This window comes from Methylobacterium adhaesivum (assembly GCF_022179065.1).
GTDB lineage: Bacteria > Pseudomonadota > Alphaproteobacteria > Rhizobiales > Beijerinckiaceae > Methylobacterium > Methylobacterium adhaesivum.
In genome coordinates, this window is record NZ_BPQD01000003.1 from 502000 (window position 1) to 519699 (window position 17700).

24 protein-coding genes are annotated in these 17700 nt (G+C 66.6%); 1 reads left to right on the plus strand and 23 read right to left on the minus strand.

Features of this window, described 5'->3' with window-relative positions:
• Positions 1-121: 121 nt before the first annotated feature.
• From MFF01_RS06170 to MFF01_RS06220, 11 genes are all read right to left on the minus strand, one after another.
• Entirely contained in the window at positions 122-490 is a 369-nt protein-coding gene (locus MFF01_RS06170) for a hypothetical protein (RefSeq protein WP_238223003.1), read from the minus strand.
• The gene (locus MFF01_RS06175; protein ID WP_238223111.1) at positions 490-972 is read right to left on the minus strand and encodes a hypothetical protein; all 483 of its coding nucleotides are present in this window, start codon (positions 970-972) and stop codon (positions 490-492) included. The genes MFF01_RS06170 and MFF01_RS06175 overlap by 1 nt, the downstream gene beginning before the upstream one ends.
• Before the next feature lie 47 nt (positions 973-1019).
• Positions 1020-1532, minus strand: coding sequence for a 3TM-type holin (locus MFF01_RS06180; protein WP_238223005.1), 513 nt, complete (start codon positions 1530-1532; stop codon positions 1020-1022).
• Between the two features lie 4 nt (positions 1533-1536).
• Complete coding sequence (locus MFF01_RS06185) at positions 1537-2235, minus strand: glycoside hydrolase family 108 protein (RefSeq protein WP_238223007.1); 699 nt, start codon at positions 2233-2235, stop codon at positions 1537-1539.
• A gap of 240 nt (positions 2236-2475) precedes the next feature.
• A complete protein-coding gene (locus tag MFF01_RS06190) occupies positions 2476-2826 on the minus strand; it encodes a hypothetical protein (RefSeq protein ID WP_238223009.1) in 351 nt (116 codons plus the stop codon).
• Between the two features lie 8 nt (positions 2827-2834).
• Positions 2835-3323, minus strand: coding sequence for a hypothetical protein (locus MFF01_RS06195; protein ID WP_238223011.1), 489 nt, complete (start codon positions 3321-3323; stop codon positions 2835-2837).
• Between the two features lie 13 nt (positions 3324-3336).
• Positions 3337-3948: a hypothetical protein gene (locus MFF01_RS06200; protein ID WP_238223013.1), complete on the minus strand. Its 612-nt coding sequence runs from the start codon at positions 3946-3948 to the stop codon at positions 3337-3339.
• Positions 3948-4484, minus strand: a complete 537-nt coding sequence (locus MFF01_RS06205; protein WP_238223015.1) for a hypothetical protein — start codon at positions 4482-4484, stop codon at positions 3948-3950. The genes MFF01_RS06200 and MFF01_RS06205 overlap by 1 nt, the downstream gene beginning before the upstream one ends.
• Before the next feature lie 1012 nt (positions 4485-5496).
• Complete coding sequence (locus MFF01_RS06210) at positions 5497-6033, minus strand: hypothetical protein (protein ID WP_238223017.1); 537 nt, start codon at positions 6031-6033, stop codon at positions 5497-5499.
• Between the two features lie 67 nt (positions 6034-6100).
• Entirely contained in the window at positions 6101-6982 is an 882-nt protein-coding gene (locus MFF01_RS06215; RefSeq protein WP_238223018.1) for an LbetaH domain-containing protein, read from the minus strand.
• A 100-nt stretch (positions 6983-7082) separates the two neighbouring features.
• A complete protein-coding gene (locus MFF01_RS06220) occupies positions 7083-7664 on the minus strand; it encodes a hypothetical protein (protein WP_238223019.1) in 582 nt (193 codons plus the stop codon).
• A 75-nt stretch (positions 7665-7739) separates the two neighbouring features.
• Here MFF01_RS06220 and MFF01_RS06225 point away from each other — a divergent pair, with 75 nt between their 5' ends.
• Positions 7740-8606 (plus strand): LbetaH domain-containing protein, encoded by an 867-nt coding sequence (locus MFF01_RS06225; protein WP_238223020.1) that lies wholly within the window; start codon positions 7740-7742, stop codon positions 8604-8606.
• A gap of 694 nt (positions 8607-9300) precedes the next feature.
• On the opposite strand, the gene MFF01_RS06230 is transcribed toward MFF01_RS06225, so the two are convergent.
• The 12 genes from MFF01_RS06230 to MFF01_RS06285 all read right to left on the minus strand — a co-directional run.
• Positions 9301-9915, minus strand: coding sequence for a hypothetical protein (locus MFF01_RS06230; protein ID WP_238223021.1), 615 nt, complete (start codon positions 9913-9915; stop codon positions 9301-9303).
• 66 nt (positions 9916-9981) lie between these two features.
• Entirely contained in the window at positions 9982-11013 is a 1032-nt protein-coding gene (locus tag MFF01_RS06235; protein ID WP_238223022.1) for a hypothetical protein, read from the minus strand.
• A 5-nt stretch (positions 11014-11018) separates the two neighbouring features.
• Positions 11019-11369 (minus strand): hypothetical protein, encoded by a 351-nt coding sequence (locus MFF01_RS06240; protein WP_238223024.1) that lies wholly within the window; start codon positions 11367-11369, stop codon positions 11019-11021.
• Positions 11369-11839: a hypothetical protein gene (locus tag MFF01_RS06245; RefSeq protein ID WP_238223026.1), complete on the minus strand. Its 471-nt coding sequence runs from the start codon at positions 11837-11839 to the stop codon at positions 11369-11371. Before MFF01_RS06245 ends, MFF01_RS06240 begins: the two co-directional genes overlap by 1 nt.
• 1 nt (position 11840) lies before the next feature.
• Positions 11841-13061 carry a hypothetical protein gene (locus tag MFF01_RS06250; RefSeq protein ID WP_238223027.1) on the minus strand — a complete coding sequence of 407 codons (1221 nt, stop codon included), beginning with the start codon at positions 13059-13061 and terminating at the stop codon, positions 11841-11843.
• Between the two features lies 1 nt (position 13062).
• Entirely contained in the window at positions 13063-13995 is a 933-nt protein-coding gene (locus MFF01_RS06255) for a baseplate wedge 1 family protein (RefSeq protein WP_238223029.1), read from the minus strand.
• Positions 13992-14885 (minus strand): hypothetical protein, encoded by an 894-nt coding sequence (locus tag MFF01_RS06260; protein WP_238223031.1) that lies wholly within the window; start codon positions 14883-14885, stop codon positions 13992-13994. The genes MFF01_RS06255 and MFF01_RS06260 overlap by 4 nt, the downstream gene beginning before the upstream one ends.
• Complete coding sequence (locus MFF01_RS06265; protein WP_238223033.1) at positions 14882-15250, minus strand: contractile injection system sheath initiator; 369 nt, start codon at positions 15248-15250, stop codon at positions 14882-14884. Before MFF01_RS06265 ends, MFF01_RS06260 begins: the two co-directional genes overlap by 4 nt.
• Positions 15251-15261: 11 nt before the next feature.
• A complete protein-coding gene (locus tag MFF01_RS06270) occupies positions 15262-15927 on the minus strand; it encodes a Gp138 family membrane-puncturing spike protein (protein WP_238223035.1) in 666 nt (221 codons plus the stop codon).
• Positions 15927-16781: a phage protein gene (locus MFF01_RS06275; RefSeq protein ID WP_238223037.1), complete on the minus strand. Its 855-nt coding sequence runs from the start codon at positions 16779-16781 to the stop codon at positions 15927-15929. Before MFF01_RS06275 ends, MFF01_RS06270 begins: the two co-directional genes overlap by 1 nt.
• Complete coding sequence (locus MFF01_RS06280) at positions 16778-17107, minus strand: phage baseplate plug family protein (RefSeq protein ID WP_238223039.1); 330 nt, start codon at positions 17105-17107, stop codon at positions 16778-16780. Before MFF01_RS06280 ends, MFF01_RS06275 begins: the two co-directional genes overlap by 4 nt.
• A partial coding sequence (locus MFF01_RS06285) for a phage baseplate protein (protein ID WP_238223042.1) occupies positions 17107-17700 on the minus strand: 594 nt, incomplete at its 5' end. The genes MFF01_RS06285 and MFF01_RS06280, both read right to left, overlap by 1 nt.

A 17700-nucleotide genomic window follows, 5' to 3' on the forward strand; every position in this document is an offset into this window, starting at 1 on the left:
CGGCCAAGCGGCCGGGCGGTTCCGGTCTACCGCCGCACCACCCCTCCGATGATCAGGCACACAAGGCCGAGCAGTAGCGCGTATACCGTGCAGAGATCCTGCGGCTCGGTCGGCGGGCAGGTCATGCGTCCCGCCCGTGCGCGCGGTTCTCGATGGCCTGTTCCCGCTCGATATCGCTCAGGAGCTTCGTCTGCCGGCGGGCCTCTTCGAGGATGCCCCAGACGTACTCGCGGACATGGGCGCCGTCCTCTGCGGAGCGGCGAGCGATGTCGCGCATCTCCCGCATCAGGTCGAGGGTTTCGCGCGGCCCCTGCATGAAGGGCGGGGGCACGTCGGCCAGGGTCGCCGCCGCAGGCGCCGGCAGATGATCCCGATCCCCCTTGGCTCGCGTCACCATCCATCCGATGATGAGCATGGTGCACCCGCCGACGAAGATCTGAAGCGTCTCTTGGCGGGCGATTGTGTCCTTGAGAAATTCCAGCCACCCCATCAGCCAGCGACCTTCTCAAGCTGCGCGATGGCCTGTGAGAGGCGTGTCTTGCGCGCGACGCCGTCAAGGACGGCAATGTAGACGGAGAGGCATTCGAACGCGGCCAGGGTGCCAAAGACCGGAATGACGAAGCTCGGAGCGTAGGCCACGGTGAAGGCGTCCCAGACCAGGGCCATGGAGAACTGGCCCATGATGAGGCAGCCCACCGCCGCGCCGAAAGCCCTGGCGTAGGCGCCCTTCGGCCCCACCCTGGCGTTGTTGATGAAGCCGTTCATGAAGAGGGCACAGACGCGGATCGCGCCGACCGATCCGAACACCATCGCCATGTTGGCTTCGCTGAAGCCCATCTCGGCAATGGGCTTCAGGGCGGCCCGCTCCATCGTGTCGCCTGGCAGCGCGAGGGTGAAGGCGATCAGCACCATCATGGTCGCCATGCACCACTCGAACAGTCGATAGGTGCTGTACGGCCCGGCCGGGTGCATGGGCAGCAAGGGCCTTCGGGCGACGGAGGGATCCGAGCGCCAGGGCATCAGCGCCGCCCCGGCGTCTGCGGCCCGCCAGGAATCGCCCCAGGCACGCCGTTGACGCGCTCGTAGGACCGCTGGGCGCCGAGGCCGAGCAAGCCGAGCAACACTGGCATCAGGTCGCCGGTAGAGAGCGTCGGCGGCACGGGAAAGGCGATGCCCGCCGCCGTGCCGATGATCGCAGCGGCCCACGTCATGATCGGGGCGAACACGAACTGATAGGCGAAGCCGGCCACGCACACCCAGGCCGCCGCCGGCCGCCAGCGCGACGAGAAGCGGTCGTTGCCCTGCGCCTCCGCGAGGTTCACGGCGTTCTGAGCCGCGTTCTGTTCGGAGATCGCCTGCATCACGGCCGCTTCGCGGGCCGAGATCACTTCCTCGAGCTCCTTCTGCGCCTGGGCGCGCGCCGCCGGGTCCGGCACCAGCCGATCCACGAGGATCTTCGCTGTGTCCGTGATGGACGGAAGAACGCCGGGGAGCACGGCGCCGATGATGCCCCCTAAGATGCCGCCAGCCATGGGATCAGCCCTCGAACGGGTATTTGGTGCGGAGCCGGCCAAGGATGCGGGCCAGCAAGTTGGGTTGGGCGACGACGGTCGGCGGCGGGAGCACCTGAGCCGGCGGCAGCACGCCGCTCTTGCGGGGCGCAGGGGTGACGAGCGGGCCGATGGGCTTCGCCGTGACGGGCGGCACAGGAAGCGGCGCGGCGGTGGCCATCGCCAGGGCCTCTCGCAGCACGCCGTCACAGCGCGCCGTCCAGCCCTTGCCGAAGGTCGGCCACGTCGAGAGGCGCCGCAGGAAGGTCATGCGGTCGGCCATGACCCGCTCGATGGTGGCGTCCACCGGGCGGTTGGCGATGTTGGCGAGGGTGATGGAGCCGATCACGCCATCATCAGCCACGCCCACGGCGCGCTGGAGCGCCATGGCGGCGCGCTTGGGCCCGGAGTTCACCGCGAAGTCGAAGACGCAGTAGTCGAGCCCGGCCGGCAACTCGTCGGCCCGGATCGCATTCCAGTAGTTGGCCCGGTAGATCGGCGCCACAGTCGCTCGCGTAAGGGCCGCCACATCGGCCTTGCTCGCCGGGCGGCCCAACCAGGACGACAGCGTGCCGATGGTGACACCGAGGTTCGTCGCGCCGCCCGGGTCCTTCGGGTGGTCGACGTACCCACCCTCGTGCTTGAGGACGAGCGGAAGCGCCCGCTCGAAATTGGCAGCGGCCATGGTCTATCTCCGGGGGATTGGGATGCGCGGCGTTGCCCGGCCGGCGCGGGATCGTCAGCCCATCAGGGCGCGAAAGTTTCGCAGGGCTCGGGCACGCTGGGTGTGCTATCCGGCCCCATGCCTCGTTGGTTCTTCCTGCTCGTCGTCATCGCACTCGGCCTGTCCGTGGCCGGTGGCATCATGATCTTCCTGCGGTCGCCGACGCCGGTGGCGCAGAAGGTGGACTGACGGGCTTCGCCCTCACGCCCCGATCGCGACGACGGTCACCACCGTCCCGTTCGGCGCCGTCGTGAACGGCGCGGCGTTCAGGATCAGCGTCCCTTGCGACACCATCCCCTGGACCGTGCAGCCGGCGGCCGTGGTCGCCGTGACTGCGCCGCACACCATCTGCGCGCCGGCCCAGCTCTCGATGACGAAGGCCAGAGGCGTCGCCTTGAACGCCGGGCTGAACGTGACCTGCGCCACGCCCTGCCCGCCCGACACCGTGCCCGTGAAGGTCTGGTAGCGCAGGCCCGTGGCGAGGGTGTCGGCGGCCTGAAGCTGTTGCGGCAGCCCATCCGATCCGACGACGAGCGGCGTGCGTGCGGGCATGGCCGGGCCTACAGCAGGATCGGAAGCTCGACGTCGACCTCGAGCTCGGTGCTGGACAGGGCCGAGCCGATGCAGACGTTGACCTGTCCGGCCGTGGTCGGCGGGGTGGCGGTGAGCTTGCCCGGGTTGGCCGCGTCGAGGAAGTAATAGGCGCCGACGGCGAGGCCGCCGGTGGTGCCGGCCACCGCGTCCCACTGCGCCGTGGTGCCGGTGAGGATCCCTGACTGCGCGACGCTGCCCGCGGCGCCCGCGGCGATGGAGGCGTCGAAGACGAGCCCGACGACCTTCGCCGTGGCTTTGGCATTGGCTTGGCCGCGCTTCACCGTCGTGCCGGTCGCGGCGTAGACGGGCGTCCCGAACGGCAGCGTGGTCGCGCTCTCCCCGTTCGTCGTCGTGCGCAGCGACGGCGCGTTGGTCGGGACGGAGATGGTGTCGGGCGACTGCAGGACCTGCGGGAGGCCGTCATCACCGAGGACGAGGGGCTTGCGGATCGCCATGGGGTGTCTCCCTTCAGAGCTGGATCGGATCGGCCTGGACGGGCGCCAGGGTTTGCGGGCCGGTGGCGTTGCCGATGCGCACAAGGCAGCGGCTGGCGGTGAGGTCGGGGTAGGCCGCGATTCCGCCGGCGGCCCCGAGGAAGTACGGCAGACCGGTGGTGAGCGACGGCGTGCCGGCGATCGGCGTCCAGTCGCTCAGGGTGAAGGGCGCGAAGCAGGCCGAGCCGACGAAGCCTGCTTCCACCGGCGCGCGAACGAGCCCGACGACGAAGGCCTGCGTGTAGGTGTCGGCGCGGGCCGGAATCAGTGTCCCGTCGAGGCGTGAGATGCAGGCCGGCAGACCGGCCGGGAGATCGGCGCCAGCCACCGCGGTGACCGCCTCGGCCGGCGGGCGCGTGGCGAACACCCCCTCGAGATACGCCATCGCCGCATCCGGCGTCGGGAACGTCTCCCCGTCGAGCGTCGCCAGGGCCTCCCACGGGCACAGCAACTCGCTTTGCGCCGCCAGGGAGTGAACGCGGATTTGTCCGTCGTCGCGCAGATGCGCACTTAGGGTGAGCGGCGGGAACACCCCGCCCCCGACGATGACGATGACGCCGGCCCGATCGTCGAAGCCGACCCGCATCAGGCGTACCCCTGGGGCGTGATCTCGGGAGAGAACTCGAGCAGCGTCCCGCCGGAGGTCGAGAGCATGTAGATCTCGGCGCCGGACAGAGCGAAGCGGCGGCGGGTCTGGTTGATGAAGCTCACGGAGCCGCGCTCCTCGTCGCCGGCCTCGGCGGCTAGCACGAGGGCCTGGGGGCCGAAATCGAATTCTGGATTGCCGGCGGGCCGCACCGCGATCCGCAGGGCCGAGCCGCGCAGGGCCGGGACGATCCGGTAGGAGAACTTGTAGGCGTAGAGATCGCCGGGCGCGCGGGCGCGCAGGAGGCCATCCGACCAATGCACGAAGCCCGCCCACGGGCCCGAGAGCGGGTTGAGGTTGGCCGCCGAGGGCGCGAGGTTGCGGACGATCCGCACCCACTGGCCTGCGGCGAGCGTGATGGGCGTACCCCCGCCGTCGGACGTGACCGCGTCGAGGTCGCTGTAGTCGATGGAGCCGAAGCCATGGGCGTTGGCGCCGGGGCGGCCCTGCGGTGGAAAGGCGAGCGGCGTCGGCATGGTGCGCCTCGCGCAGGGCTGTAACGGCGGCTCTGGGAAGGCAACCCTATTCATGTTGGTCGAATTATCCCATTTCATCCGGGATGATCCGGCAATCGGTGGGGCGGCCTATGAACGACGAATTTGCGCCGACAGGCGTCCGTCACACGCCGCTGGTCTGGCGTGCCGTCGCTCGGATCGGGTTCTGGATGACGACGGCGGCACGTTCGCGTCGCTCGGCTTCGTCATGGTCGTGTCTTAGGGCGGCTAAAGGTAGGGGCCCGGTCAATCTGCGCGTCAGAACGCGCGAATGGCAGCTCTAAGTGCAGCCATGGAGAGCGAAGAACAGCTTAGGGCCAATTGGCAGCCGATCTCGACTGCACCGCGGGATCGTAAATTCCTTGGGTTCATCCAGAGTGATAGCAGCTCTTGGATTAGGGTCTGTGCATGGAGCAAACGGCACAGGGGATTCATGCCTGCGTCGCCTGTGCCTGACAGTGCATCGTGGCACTTAGACGGAAAGGCAAAGGGCCTCAGGATCACCCACTGGATGCCGCTGCCGAACTTTCCGTACGAAGCCTGAAGACGCGGCGCCCTTCTGGGTGGTGGGTATCTAGAACGCCCATGTCGTCACACCACCCACACACACAGGTCCATGATGGGTCTCCGGGGTGTTGGGGGACAGGAGCGTTCACCGGACCGCCCCCTGTGCGACCAGCGCGGGCTGAAGCAAGCCGTATGGCACTGCCGCCGCCTGGATGCCGTTCGCGATGGCGAGCGGCGTTGGCATGGTACGCCTCGCGCAGAAGTGTTGAGCCGGCATAGGAAACACCCCTTCCATACCGGTAGATTTGCATCAGGTTGCCTGGGAAGATCTGGTAACCGGTGCTGCGCGAATGGATGACGATCACGGACCGACCGGCGCTCGTCGCCGCTTTCTGGTTTGGCGCGCTTTCCTTCGGATCGGGCTATCAGCCCTAAGGGGCACAGGATCCAAGTGGATGTTCCGTAAGTTGCCCGCCTATACCCTCCCTCAGAACGCCCACGTCGGAACACCACCCACGATGCGCAGCGCCTTGCCTTCGTCGGTAAGGGGATCGAAGGCGGGGTAGGCCGGCGGCCCCTGCGGACCGATGAGCATCGGCGTCGTAACGATCCGTTCATCGTAAGGCTGGGCGTCGAGAAGGACGGGCGATTGCGCTGCGAGCGCGATGGCGGCCGACGACGAGCCCGGCAGAACCAGAAGCTCGGTGCGGCCGAGCCACTCGACTTGCCCCGGGTTCGAGGGATCCGGCCGGCGCAGGATGTCCCCGCGCACCGCCGTCGGCCGCTCGACGCGCCACACGCGGCCCGCCACTGGCAGATCAATCCGGAAGTACGGCGCATCCCCACCAACGAACGCCAGCGTCCCGTCCGCCGTCGAGGCCGACATGACCACCGAGCCGCCCCGGATCGGGGCGAAGTCAACGGACAGGGCCGTACCGGAGAAGTCGATGGATTCGCCGGGCCGGACCGCGATGGGCTGGGCCAGGAGAATGTCGGCTGTGTCGATGACGGCGGTGGCGTTCATGCAGTCGCTTCCGTCGCGAGGGCTCACGTTGCGGGGAACGGAAGCCCCTGCCGGAGGCTGCCGTGATTTAGGACGCCCCGATTGCGTGGAACACGTCAGGGGACCATTTAATGCTGGAACGCCCTGCCTTGGCCTGAGCGAAGTAGTCGCGCAGCGTTTTGATCTGCGCCTCGTCGGTGATGTTCCGATCGCCCACCTGGAAGGCCTGGATCTCGCCCAGAATGATCTCGTTGTTGCTACCCTTCGTGCCGGCCATGATGATGCGTGGCACATCCGTCATGTGCTCGACCATCCCGCGCGCTTCGGCGATCTGAAGCTGACCCTGCTCAAGTCGCCGCAATATTGAGGGCGTGGCCGTTAGGCAGTGGCTGCGAACCCTGGCAAGATCGAAGCCTTCAACAACTGTAATTTGCTCCGGCGTCAATCGCCGTTTGATCTGTTTCGCAGGCACACCACCGTAGATGCTGTATGCTCCGCAGTCGCCAACCGCGACGGCGCCCGCCGCAAGAACTGTTCCATCGCCGATAGTAACCCCATCAATGACAGTGGAATCCGCTGAAAGGATCACGCCATCCCTTAAGATGACGCCCTTAGCCTCCATTCGGACACAGCGCTTCTCATCATCGGGGAAGAGGTGCGTGAAGAGCTTCCCGTATACCCCGAACGAGTTGTGCAGGACGCTCGACACCCCGTGTTCGCCGCCGATGATGATTCTGCTTGACGCGTGCGCTTCGGTGAAAGCCCCTGCGCGGAACAGCACAGTTGGAGTGCTGGGAGGCTCCGAGAGAATGCTAAGCCGCCCGATCAGACCAATTGAGAAACGACCAAAGATGAATATTGAGGTGCCGATATGGATCTCGACTTCGTAGGGAAAAAATAGTTCCCCAACAAGCCGTTCAGCGGTCGGTCCCAAATCAAAGTTATAGAACGCATTGTGTGAGAGCTTCACGGATGGCTCGCATGTAGGGCGAAGGGGCACCTCGTATGCACCACGTTAAGCGGGACAGGGTCAACCGATGGTACCCCACCGACACCCTGTGTCTGTCCCCCTACCCCTCAAGCGGCCATACGCCCGACAGGTCGCCCTTCGACACCCGGTCGGCGCGCCACAGGCTTTCGTCCACGTCGGCCTCGGTGAAGCCGAACACGTCCTTCAGCTGGAGAAGCTGTGCGCGCAAGACGTTATTGCTGTACTCGACACGCTCCTGGGCCACGACGCCGAGCGGGTTGCCCGCGTCCACTAGGGCCTTGATCCGGGCCAGCACCTCGGCAAGGCGGCCCCAGAGCACCAAGGCCACGCGCCAGTCACCGAGCGTGGGGTTGTCGGGGATCGGATTGCGCGCCGCGATCTCGTCCGCCGTCAGCGCCACCACCTCCCGAACCGCCGGGATGGTCTTGGTCTTGGGGTCGGGCTTGCCCTCGACGGGATCGGAGAGGCGGTGGGTGTCGGGATCAAACGGGGGATCGTCGGCGATGGCGATGCGGAAGTAGCCCTGCCCCGTGCGCCCGGACCAGCCGAGGCCGGCGATCTGATCCTCGGACGGGTTGGCGGCCACGAGCCAGTCCGGAAGCGGGCCGGTGGGCTCCAGGGGCGTGAGGGTGGAGAGGGTGATGAGGCGGTAGTCGGTCATGCTGATCCGGCCTTGCGGTCGCGCGAGCGCCCGTGATGCGGTAGGCGATGCGGGTTGGCGGCTATGGAGTGCCGGGTGGCGGTGCGGATCGACCCGAAGCTGATCTACGAGATCAAAGTGCCTGAGGGATCGCGCTACTTCGGCGAGATCTACCGGCCTTACGCGGTGGACGTTCGGATCGGGCCTGAGCACCGACTGCGCTTTGGCCGATTTTCGAGCGGCCTCGTCGGCAACCTGCGGGTCTTGAACCTGCCCGACGACACCGACGAGGTGTTCACGTGCGGCGCGTTCTGTGAGGCCGACGTGGACGCGCGGATCATCGTGGGCGGCAATCACCGCAACGACACGCCGTGCAACATTACGATCGGCAGCTTCGGCGGCGCCTACGCCCTATTCCTGAGCGAAGAGGACAAGCTGACGTTTTCCTCGAACAGCCGCCCGGTTCGGTTCGGCGACAACGTGGTTTTGTCGTCCGGCGTGCGGGTCCTCGGAGGCGCCGAAGTTGGCACGGGATCGGTAGTCGCTGCAGGCGCCGTCGTGTCTGGCGTCTGCCCTGCCTTCGGCGTGTATGGCGGGGTCCCAGCCCGGCGCCTGAAGGATCGGTTCAATGCCGCCGCGCGCGAGAGATACGACGCACTGCGGCTAAGCGAGTTGAGGGCTCACTGCATTCCTCTGATTCCGGCGATGCTCGCTTCCGACTTACCGTCGGACGAGCATGGAGCGGAGTACGTCAACCGGGTTCCAAGGCTAGTTTTCGAGGGGAAAATCGGCGATGGCGGTTCCGTGCATTTGCGTCGAACGGACGAATATTTTATCGGAGACGACAGGGTTACAGGCGCTTCAATTGTCGAAAAGTTGTCTTCCTATTTCAATCAAGCTCGTGAAAAGCCAGCGTCGTTTAATTGGTCCGCAGACATATTCTACGATTTAGGAATTTCCTAAAACGATCAAGGCTTTGCGGTCCAAAACTCCAGAAACATAAGGCCGTCGCCGCCTGCCGCAGTAGATGTATCGCCGCCGCTGTTCGAATAGAAAAACTGTGCGCCGCCTCCAGGGAAGCCACCGCGACCGTTCCGGCAATCAGCTCCGAGCCCGCCGAGCATTAGCGCATCTGCTACGTTGCGTTCGCCAGCGGACCCACCCCCAGCCCCGCCGGGTGGGCCGCTGCCGCCGCTACCGCCGTTTGTCCCTGCCGCGCCGTTGCCGCCGAAATTACCCGCTCCCCCAGAAGCCTTGATTGTGCCCACACAGTTCGCGGCTAGGCCGGGCGTTTGACCCGTTTTGCCGCCCTCGGCCAAGAGGATCAGGATGCCGGCGAGCGTAAGCGTGCTATTGCCCCCGTTGCCTGCGTTTACTCCTGCGCCAACGACGGCGGTGTAAGCCTGTCCAGGCGTGCAGCTGCGATCCTCACGGGCAAAGGCGCCGCCGCTCCCGCTCGGGTTGCCGCTTGGATTGGCGCCCCCGCCCGCACCAACTGCACGGGAGGAAAGCCAGTTTGCCCCATCGGGGACGACGCCGTTCGTTGTACCCGCGAACAGAGGAATGCGCGCGATAAGCTTTGCCCCAACGGCGCCGCTCCGAAAATACGCCTGATTGCCGATTTGGTGCGGCTGCGGCCCCATCGCCCCGTAGGCCATCAGTAATCCCCGGCCAACGGGGTGATATCGACGTAGCCCCCAGACGAAACTGCCGACAGAAGCGCGGCGAAGTACCCGGAGCCGGGACCGACCGCGAGGGCACGGTTCGGCGTGGCATCCATGAACGGCTTGGCGTCGGTGAAGAGGTCGAGCGCGGCGGTGCCGGCGGTCGAGCCCGCGCCGGAGGCCAGGGTTGAGGTGCTGAGAAGATGCAGGCGCCAGAACTCGGCGTTGGCCGGCGGCGTCTCAGCGGTGAAGGTATTGGCCGCGAAGGTGAGGGTCGTGGCCGACACGGCGGTGATCTGAGCGTTGTCGACGGCGGCCACGTTCGCGGTGTTGCGCAGCCCGACGCTGTCGCCCACGAGCCAGCCATCGGTGATGAAGTTGCCCGTCGTCCGGGTGATCGTGTTCGTGGTGATCGACGCCGTGCCCATGTCGGACACCTTCGTGAGGCGACGAGCGGCGAACAGGCGGATGGAGAGAGCGGCCGGGGTGCTCTGAAACTGCGCGGCGGACAGGCCGAACAGCCGAGAGCCGCCGACTGTCGCTGGAGGGCCTGTCCCAACATCCGCCGACGAGAACACGAACACCGGCCGGGTCGCGTGAACCGGCAAGATCCGCGCAGGCGAAAACGGCCGGTATGACCCGACGTGGTTTGGATCAAGTGCCATTTGATTCTCTCAGGGGAAGGTCGAGGCGTTGATGAAGCGGGCGGTGCGGAGGGCGCGCTGGGCACCCGTCACGGTCGCGGCGTACTGAGGGTCACCGGAGACGGAGCCCGTGTCGCCCTTCTGAGCGACGAGCTGCCACCAGGTCGGCGACGTGTCGGGCTGGTGGCCCGTGTTCGCGTTCTGCAGGCTGACGTAGCTCGAGCCGTTGTAGGAGACGCCAGCATTCTTGGCGTAGGTCGTGCCGGCCGCGTAGGCGGCGCCGGTCCAGTTGGCGACGGCGCCCGCGAAAGATACCCCCGCTGGCCAGACGCCCCCGGCCTTCGGGCCGTAGATCACCTGGTTGGCGGTATCGATGTAGGTCTGGCCGTCGATCCCAACGCCCGCGCCTGGCGCGACGGTGCCGGTGATGACAGTGACGAGCGGCGTCTTGGTCGTCGGCCACTGACCGTTCGATTTCGGGCCGTAGAAGTGGGCCGCGACCGTGTCGAGGTAGGTCTGGCCGTCGTAGCCCTGGCTCGGGGACGGCGCCCCGCTGCCGACCAGCAGCCCGACGAGCGGGGTCGGTGCCGGCCAAGCGCCGTTGACCTTCTGCCCGTAGAAGACAGCGTTCTGCCGATCAAGGTAGACCTGCCCGTCGAACCCCGTGGTCGGCTGCGGCGGGCCCAGACCCATCACGAGGCCGATCAGCGGTTCCGGGTTGCCCCATGCGCCCGAGGTCTTGGGGCCGTAGAGCAAGGGACCGGCGTCGGTGTCACGCAGATAGAAGTCGCCATCGCGGCCGGCCGCCGAGGTGGGAGCCAGCGTGCCGGCGAGAAAGCCGAAGCCTTGGGGGCCGGGCAGGCCGTTCGGCCCGCGCTTACCGCGCAGCTCGAACTGCGGCTGCCAGATCCCGCTTTCGTCCTTGGCGAACAGCAGGGTGGTGTTGAGGTTGATGGCGGTGTCGCCGAAGCGCCCGTCTGCCGCGTTCGGATCCCGCAGGAACCATAGCAAGCTGTTGCCGTCGGCGCCGGGAGGGCCGCGCGTCGAGAAGTCGATCGCCATGCTGATTAGATCCGCGTCACGCCTTGGCTGATCACCACGGCTCCGAAGCCGGAATGGATGACCGAGCCGCCGTAGAGGATGAGGACGTCGCGCACATGGTCCGCAGGCTGCACCTGGGCCATCCGGGCGGCAGATATGCCGATCGCGAGGTGCAGGCCCTCGTCGTCGGTGACGAAACGCAACTCGCCGGTGAAGGTCGATGCCGAGAGGATGGCCGTGGTCGCACTGGCTTCGCGCCGCACCTCCATGCGGGCGCGCAGTTTTGCGACTTGGTACTCAGGTGCGAGGCCGATGACCGGGATCGTCTCCAACCAGTCGGCGTTCGTCCATGCCTGAAAGGGATCCAGCCCAGCCATCACCGGGCCATCGCGTCGCGCCAGAGGCCGTCGAACTGCTTGGCGGGAATACCGATAGCGCCGGCGATCTCGCTGAACAGCGGGTCCGTTCGATACCAGCGGGCGGCGTCGAACTTCGTCTGCGCGATCAGCCTCTCGGTCGGATCCGGAACGTCCTGGATGGCGCCGAGCACGCCTTCGTAGAGCCCGGCCGCGATGAGGGCGAGCTTGCCCTGGGTGCTGGTGACGCTATCGGGCAGCGGCGGCACGTGCTTCTTGGCCCACCCCTTATCGAGCCGGCGCGGGACGCCGCCCATGCGCCGACCCTCCTCGTCGAATGTGTCTTCGACCGGAGACGGCATCTCTGTCGCGTCGAAGAAGGCAACGGTGACCCCAGCACCATAGGCATCGTCGGCCACGGCCTGATCGTAGGGGTGGACCGCAAGAACGGTGTCCTCGGCCGACACGAACACCTTGTTGATCTGCGTCATGTCAGGCCACCCGGTTGTAGGAGTTGTTGTTGCCGATGGTGTTGGCGGCCGGGCTCATGGTCAGGGACGTCCCACTAGGGATCGTCGCCGTCGAACCGACGTCAGACTGGATGTCGACGCCACCGTTGCCGCCACCGGTGACGAACAGCGGGACCGACAGCAGGGAGGCCCACGAGTTCAGGACGCCGAAGGAGGCGTTATTCTTGATCTCCAGTCGGGTCGCATCGCGGAACTTTGCGTTGCCCATGTCCTGAGCGACGATGCCGATCGAGTTGCGGTTGAAGTAGCACTCGGCCCCGACCACCCCTTCGATGAAGCTGGTGTCGCGAACGGCGATGCCGGCGCCGACGTTGCGGACGGAGATGAACGCGCCGCCGACTTGGATGCCGCTGAGGTTGGCAGCGAGGAAGCCGGCGCCCCCGCAGTAGGTCGCTCCGAGGTTCTGGCCGGCGATGGCGGCGTTGTAGTTCGACCGCATGCCGTTGCCGCCGATGTTGTGCGCCCAGACGTTCTCGAGCTTGATGTTGCCCGACCCGATCTGGCCCACCCACTCGCCGATGCGAATGCCGTCCTGGGATGAGGTGCCGTCGCCGATAAAGGCGAGGTCCTTGATGCGCTTGATCGTGCCGGAGAGCAGGAAGAACCCGGGCACCGCGCCCGTGATGACGATACGGCTGGGGAAGCGCTGGCGGATGAGCTGCTCGACGGTGGTCCGGTTCGGCAGATCCACCTCGGTCGGCGTCGGGAACCCCGTGCCGGTGAGCGGCTGACCGACGATCTCGATGCGGCCGCCATCGGGATGGTCGAGGAAAAGTGGCCCCGTCGAAATGTCGATGGGGAAGTCACCGGCGCCGAGCTGGATCCGGACATTGGCGTCGCCGGCGATCCGGTAGCGCAGCAGGTACTGCCGCGCCGCGTGGATCGTCGGGTACTGTGCCGGCACGTAGAGGGTCATGTCCTCGGGGATGAGGTGGGTCCGGATGACCGCCTGATAGACCTGGGTCTGGTCGTCCTCGTCGAAAGCGAGGTCGTTGACCTCCACGAGGTATCCCAGCTCGTTCGCCGCCATGAGGCCACGCGCAGTGACCTCGTTGTGCAGCGGCTTGTCGGCAGGGCCGCAGGGGTAGCCCGCCGCGATCTCGGCGTTGGTCGGCACACGCCGGAGGTCCTGGCCGGCGCTGTCCTTGCCGTCCGCCCATGAGAAGAGGAAGCGTTCACGCATGTCAGTCGATCACCGATTGGGGGTTGTGCCAGACGCTGTCGCAGAGTCCGCCCCAGCCTTCGCCGAAGCCGAAGGGGCGGCCGGGGTCGACGTGGACGAGGCGGCGGATGCCAGGGGCGATCGGCAGGACCTTCACCGTGATGGGGAGGATCTGCTTCTCGACGTTGGAGAGGATGCGGCCTGAGGCCAGGGTGATCTGGCCGCGGTCCATCGTGGCAACGAAGGCCGAGGCGCCCCAGATGCCGCGCAGGGCGGCGTTCAGGGAGTCGAGGTCGTAGAGGCCGAGGATCTGGTAGCGGCGGACCTTCAGGTAGCGCCGATACAGCTCGTCGTCGGTGAAGGTGTAATCGTCGAAACGGGGGCCGTCGCAGTCGAGCCAGGACCCGTCCTCGCAATAGCCCTCCACCGGAATGATGCTCTCGCAGCCGAGGTCGCAGGGAGCGATCTCGCTGTCCGTGCAACCGAACCACGTGCCTTCTTCGCAGAAGCCGGATACGGGCAGGTCGCGGGGAATGTCGGTGGAGCACCCGAACCCGAACTCCGGCTCGCCGCCGTCGGCACAGAAGCTGCCGCCGCAGAAGCCGGTCACCCGGGCTTCGGGCGCCTCGTCATTGCACGGGAAGCCGAAGTAGGGACCGACCGACGGCGTGATGCCGGTAAAGCCGTTGGCGCCGAAACCGAACACCGGCCGGAACTGGCCCTGGCAGTGGCGCCGGGGGAACCCGAGGTCTTTGCCCAGGATGGTCAGTTGGTCGCCTACGGCCGTGTCGAGATCGAAGGCAGCGGGGATGCGGCAGAGGGCGGTCTGCGCCTCGGCGATCTGCCCCAGCACGTGCCGGAAGTAGGCGAGGAGGTTCGGGGACTCCCGGTATTGCGTCCTGATCCGGTCGACTTCCGCCTCGACGAGATCCCCAGCGGCCCGGCACGCCGTCATGTGGCGTAGGCCACGTTGTTGCTGTCGATGCTCACCTGCCCGAGCTCTCCGAAGGTCAGCCCGAACGGCAGCGGCGAAAACGCCCCGCCGGGCCGCATCGCCTCGGCGGCGACGAGCTCGACGTTGGGCATGGCGCTGAGCGCCACCGCGATCCGGTGCTTGGTCAGGTCCTCGCCGTTGATGAGCGGGCACGTCGCCAGCCCGGCCGCGATCGTGTCGCGGATCGCCAGGACGTTCGGCGGCTGGCAGGCGCACGGGCTTTCGATAGACCGGATCGTCACCTTCAGGGTGAGCGGCACAACCGTCGGCCGGGTGAACCGGATCGTGCGGCACAGGCCGTCGACGGACGTCTCAACGACATGGCTGCCCGAGGTCGAGATGCCAGGGACGACATAGCGCCGGATCGTAGCCGCCACCTCGGCGTCATCACCGCCCACGACGGCCACGGAGACGCTGTTCGCCGGCAGGCCGCGCGCGTCGACCGCGTCCTTCTCGTTCACGAACGGATAGCCGTAGGTGACGCCCGGGACAGACCGGACCGCGCGCGCGAGATCCTGGATGTCGATGTTCGCCCGGTCGAGATTCGTGATCGCGCGGCGGAGATCCAGGTCGCCTTCGTCCGGCGATCGTGCCAGGAGGCGCAGCTTCGCGATCCGGTCGAGGTTGTTTCCTTCGGACTGGTCGGCGTCGAGGGACGAGTAGACGTCCTCGCCCAGCTCCCACGTCCCGGCGATGAGGTTCGCCATAAGGCCGTTGAGCTGCCCCATGGGCGACTGCGAGGACTGGATGACCTCGGCGCCGAAGATCATGATCGCGCGCTCTTCGATCTCGGCCAGGATGACCGAGAGCTCCTTGCGCGCGAAGCCGATGGGGGTGACGCCGTAGGTCAAAGGGTGACCTCCAGGGATTCGTCGAGGATGGATCGGCCGACGGCTTCGAGGACCGAGATGGAGCGGCGGCGCTCGTCAATCTCGAGATCGAAGCTGTCGAGGCTGGCGACGCCGGGCGTGTCGAGGATCTCGCGCTTGATGAGCGCGTCGATGATCGCGGGGTTGTGCGGGCGCACGAAGATCTCCTGGAACCACGGCACGCCGGCCTCCGTGTCCAGGAACCACTCGCCGCGGTAGGACAGCAGCCGCTGCTTGGCGTGCTGAGCGATGGCCTCGTTGTCCGTGACCGTGGCGAGGTTGCCGTCGGGCGCCAGAAACAGGTCGTGCGTGGTCGCGTCGAGCGCGAGGCCGAAGAACGCCGCCATGCCGGGGTGCCTTAGAGCTTGATCTGGCCGAGGTGGGACTTCAGCTCAGCGAACTGCTGCTGGTACTCAAGGCCGCCCTGGGGGCCCGTGCCGGCGCCGTTGAGCTTGTCCTTGGCGAGGAAGTCGAGCATCGACTCGACGATGGTGAAGAGGTCGTACTTGCCCCCTGCCCCAGTCATTTTGAACTTGCCGTTCTTCTGATCGAAGGTGAAGGCGTTCTTGCCGTCCTCGGAGCGCAGCTGGGTGTGCTCGTTGTTGAAGTTGGCGAGCTTCTTGGTGCTCGGCTCCATGCCGAGATGGGCCACCGCATCGGACAGATCGTGCATCCGGGCCGTATCCGCCTCGGCCGCCTCCCCCTTTTCGTACCAAGCGTCCATGTTCCGACTCTGGAACGAGAGCTGGACGCCGTCGCCCTCCTTCACCGGCCACGTCAGGGCTGCGCCGCCGCCGCGGGGGAACATGACCGGGACCCCCAGGAGGTCCGGGATCTCCGTCGCCTTGCCGGCAAGCTTCGGCTTGTAGAGCACCTTCACCGTGGCGGTCTGGTTCTCGGGGTCGAACTTCACGATCCTGCCCGGCATCGACGTCCACATGTCGATCCGCTCGGATTCCGTGTCGGCGCTCGCGGCATCCGCGTAATTGCCTCGGACGGCCCGGGTTTCGAGAAGGCCTGCCATCACTTGCCCCCCTTCTTCGTCCCTTCGGACGCGCCCTTTACGGTCTCGCCCTGAACGACGGCGTGGAAGTCGCCGTCGCGATTGTCGCCGCTGAACGAGAGGCCGGAGATGCGGTAGCGCTGGCCCTTACCGTTCAGCTCGAGGATCTGGCTCTCGACCTTCACCAGCCGATTGCATCGAAGCTGCGGGTTCAGCAGGGTCGTCACCTTGATGCCGGCGTCGGTGACGCTCGGCACGCCGACCATGCCCGTCGCTTTCGAGATGAGGACCTCGTCTTGGAGGTTGCCATCTTTCGGGATGATCTCCAGCGCTCCGTCCTGCACGGACCAGAATAGCTTGTGCGAGCGCCCGATCTTGTCGAGCTCGCGCCAGCACGGGCCGCACATCGTCACCGGGCGCTTGTACTCGGGAAGGTCGTCCAGGCCCTTCCACTCGCCCTGCGCCACGTCGGGCATGTTCTTCAGGATCTCCTTGACCATGTCCTTCGGCTTCGTTTTGGCCGGGAAGGTCTTGGCGATCACGCCCTTGCGTTTGGCCTTGTCGCCGTCGCCGCATTCGATTTTGGTGACGATGTCGGTGTCGTCGCGGGAGTGGGTGACCTCGCGGACGTGCCCATCGAAGATGATGCCGATATTGCCGGCCTTCTCGTAGCCGGCCTGCAGGGTGACCCGATCAAACTCCTTGCCGATCCGGGACCGGTTACCGCCGGCCATATTCCAGATGGAAATCTCGGCTGCGTTCGGCGTGCCGGTGATGGTCTTCGACACTTCGAAAGAGATCTTGAGGTCCGTGACCCGGTACGAGCCACTGTCGCCCTTGAAGGTCGCGATAACGCGGCGAAGGTACTGCGTCATGGAAGGGCCCTCACCTCGGCGACTTCCTCGGGTTCGAGGTGGTAGAGGCGCACCTTGCGCGCCGGAAGCGTCCGGCGGTCCGGGACGTTGCCGCGCCCCTCGACGTCGAGAGCGACGATGGCGCCGATGCCCAGCCGGAACGGGCCGAGAAGATCCGTCTCCAGCACGATGCGCCGGCCGGCCAGGCGAGGCTCGTCGCCGATGCGTAGATCGAACGACCAACGGTCCGACGTTGGGTTGTAGCGGAACCGGAATGCGCAGCGCAGGCCGGTAATGATCGTCGTGAACTCCTGATCGGGCGCGTCCGAGATGATGAACTCTCGCATCAGAGCGCTCCGCGGAAGGCCGACAGCCCCACGTTCGTCACCGCCTGGGTGGCAGTGTTCCCGAGAAAGAGCGTCGGCGCCCCGCGATCGACCACGCTGGCGGCAAGGCGACCAGCGGTAAGGCCGGACTGCAGCATGCCGCGCCCGAACACGGAACTGACGGCACCGCCGAGGACGCCACCTATGATGCCGCCCAGGGCCCCACCGAAGCCGCCCAAGCCTCCGAGGCCCCCAGCGCCGGCGCCGGCCGACGCCGTATCGACCAGGATCACCTCGACCAGCTCGGCCGTGAAGTAGCAGATGCGGCCACGCCCCTTGAGCCGGTCCACCGTGATGTCCTCGATCAGCATGTTCCGGAACAGGCTGAAGCCGGCCACGATGTCGAAAGGCTCGAGCGTTTCCTGGAGGCGGACCAGGGCGGCATAGGCGGCCGATGCCCCTACCATCCCTGCGCGCGATCCGGAGATGGCCTCCATCGTGATGCGCTTGGGGTTGATGTAGGCGTGATCCGTCACGGCGGCGCCGACCTCCACGGGGTTCTCCGTGATGGTCAGGCTACTGTTGAGCTGCTCGTGGCCTGCCTCCTGAAAAGT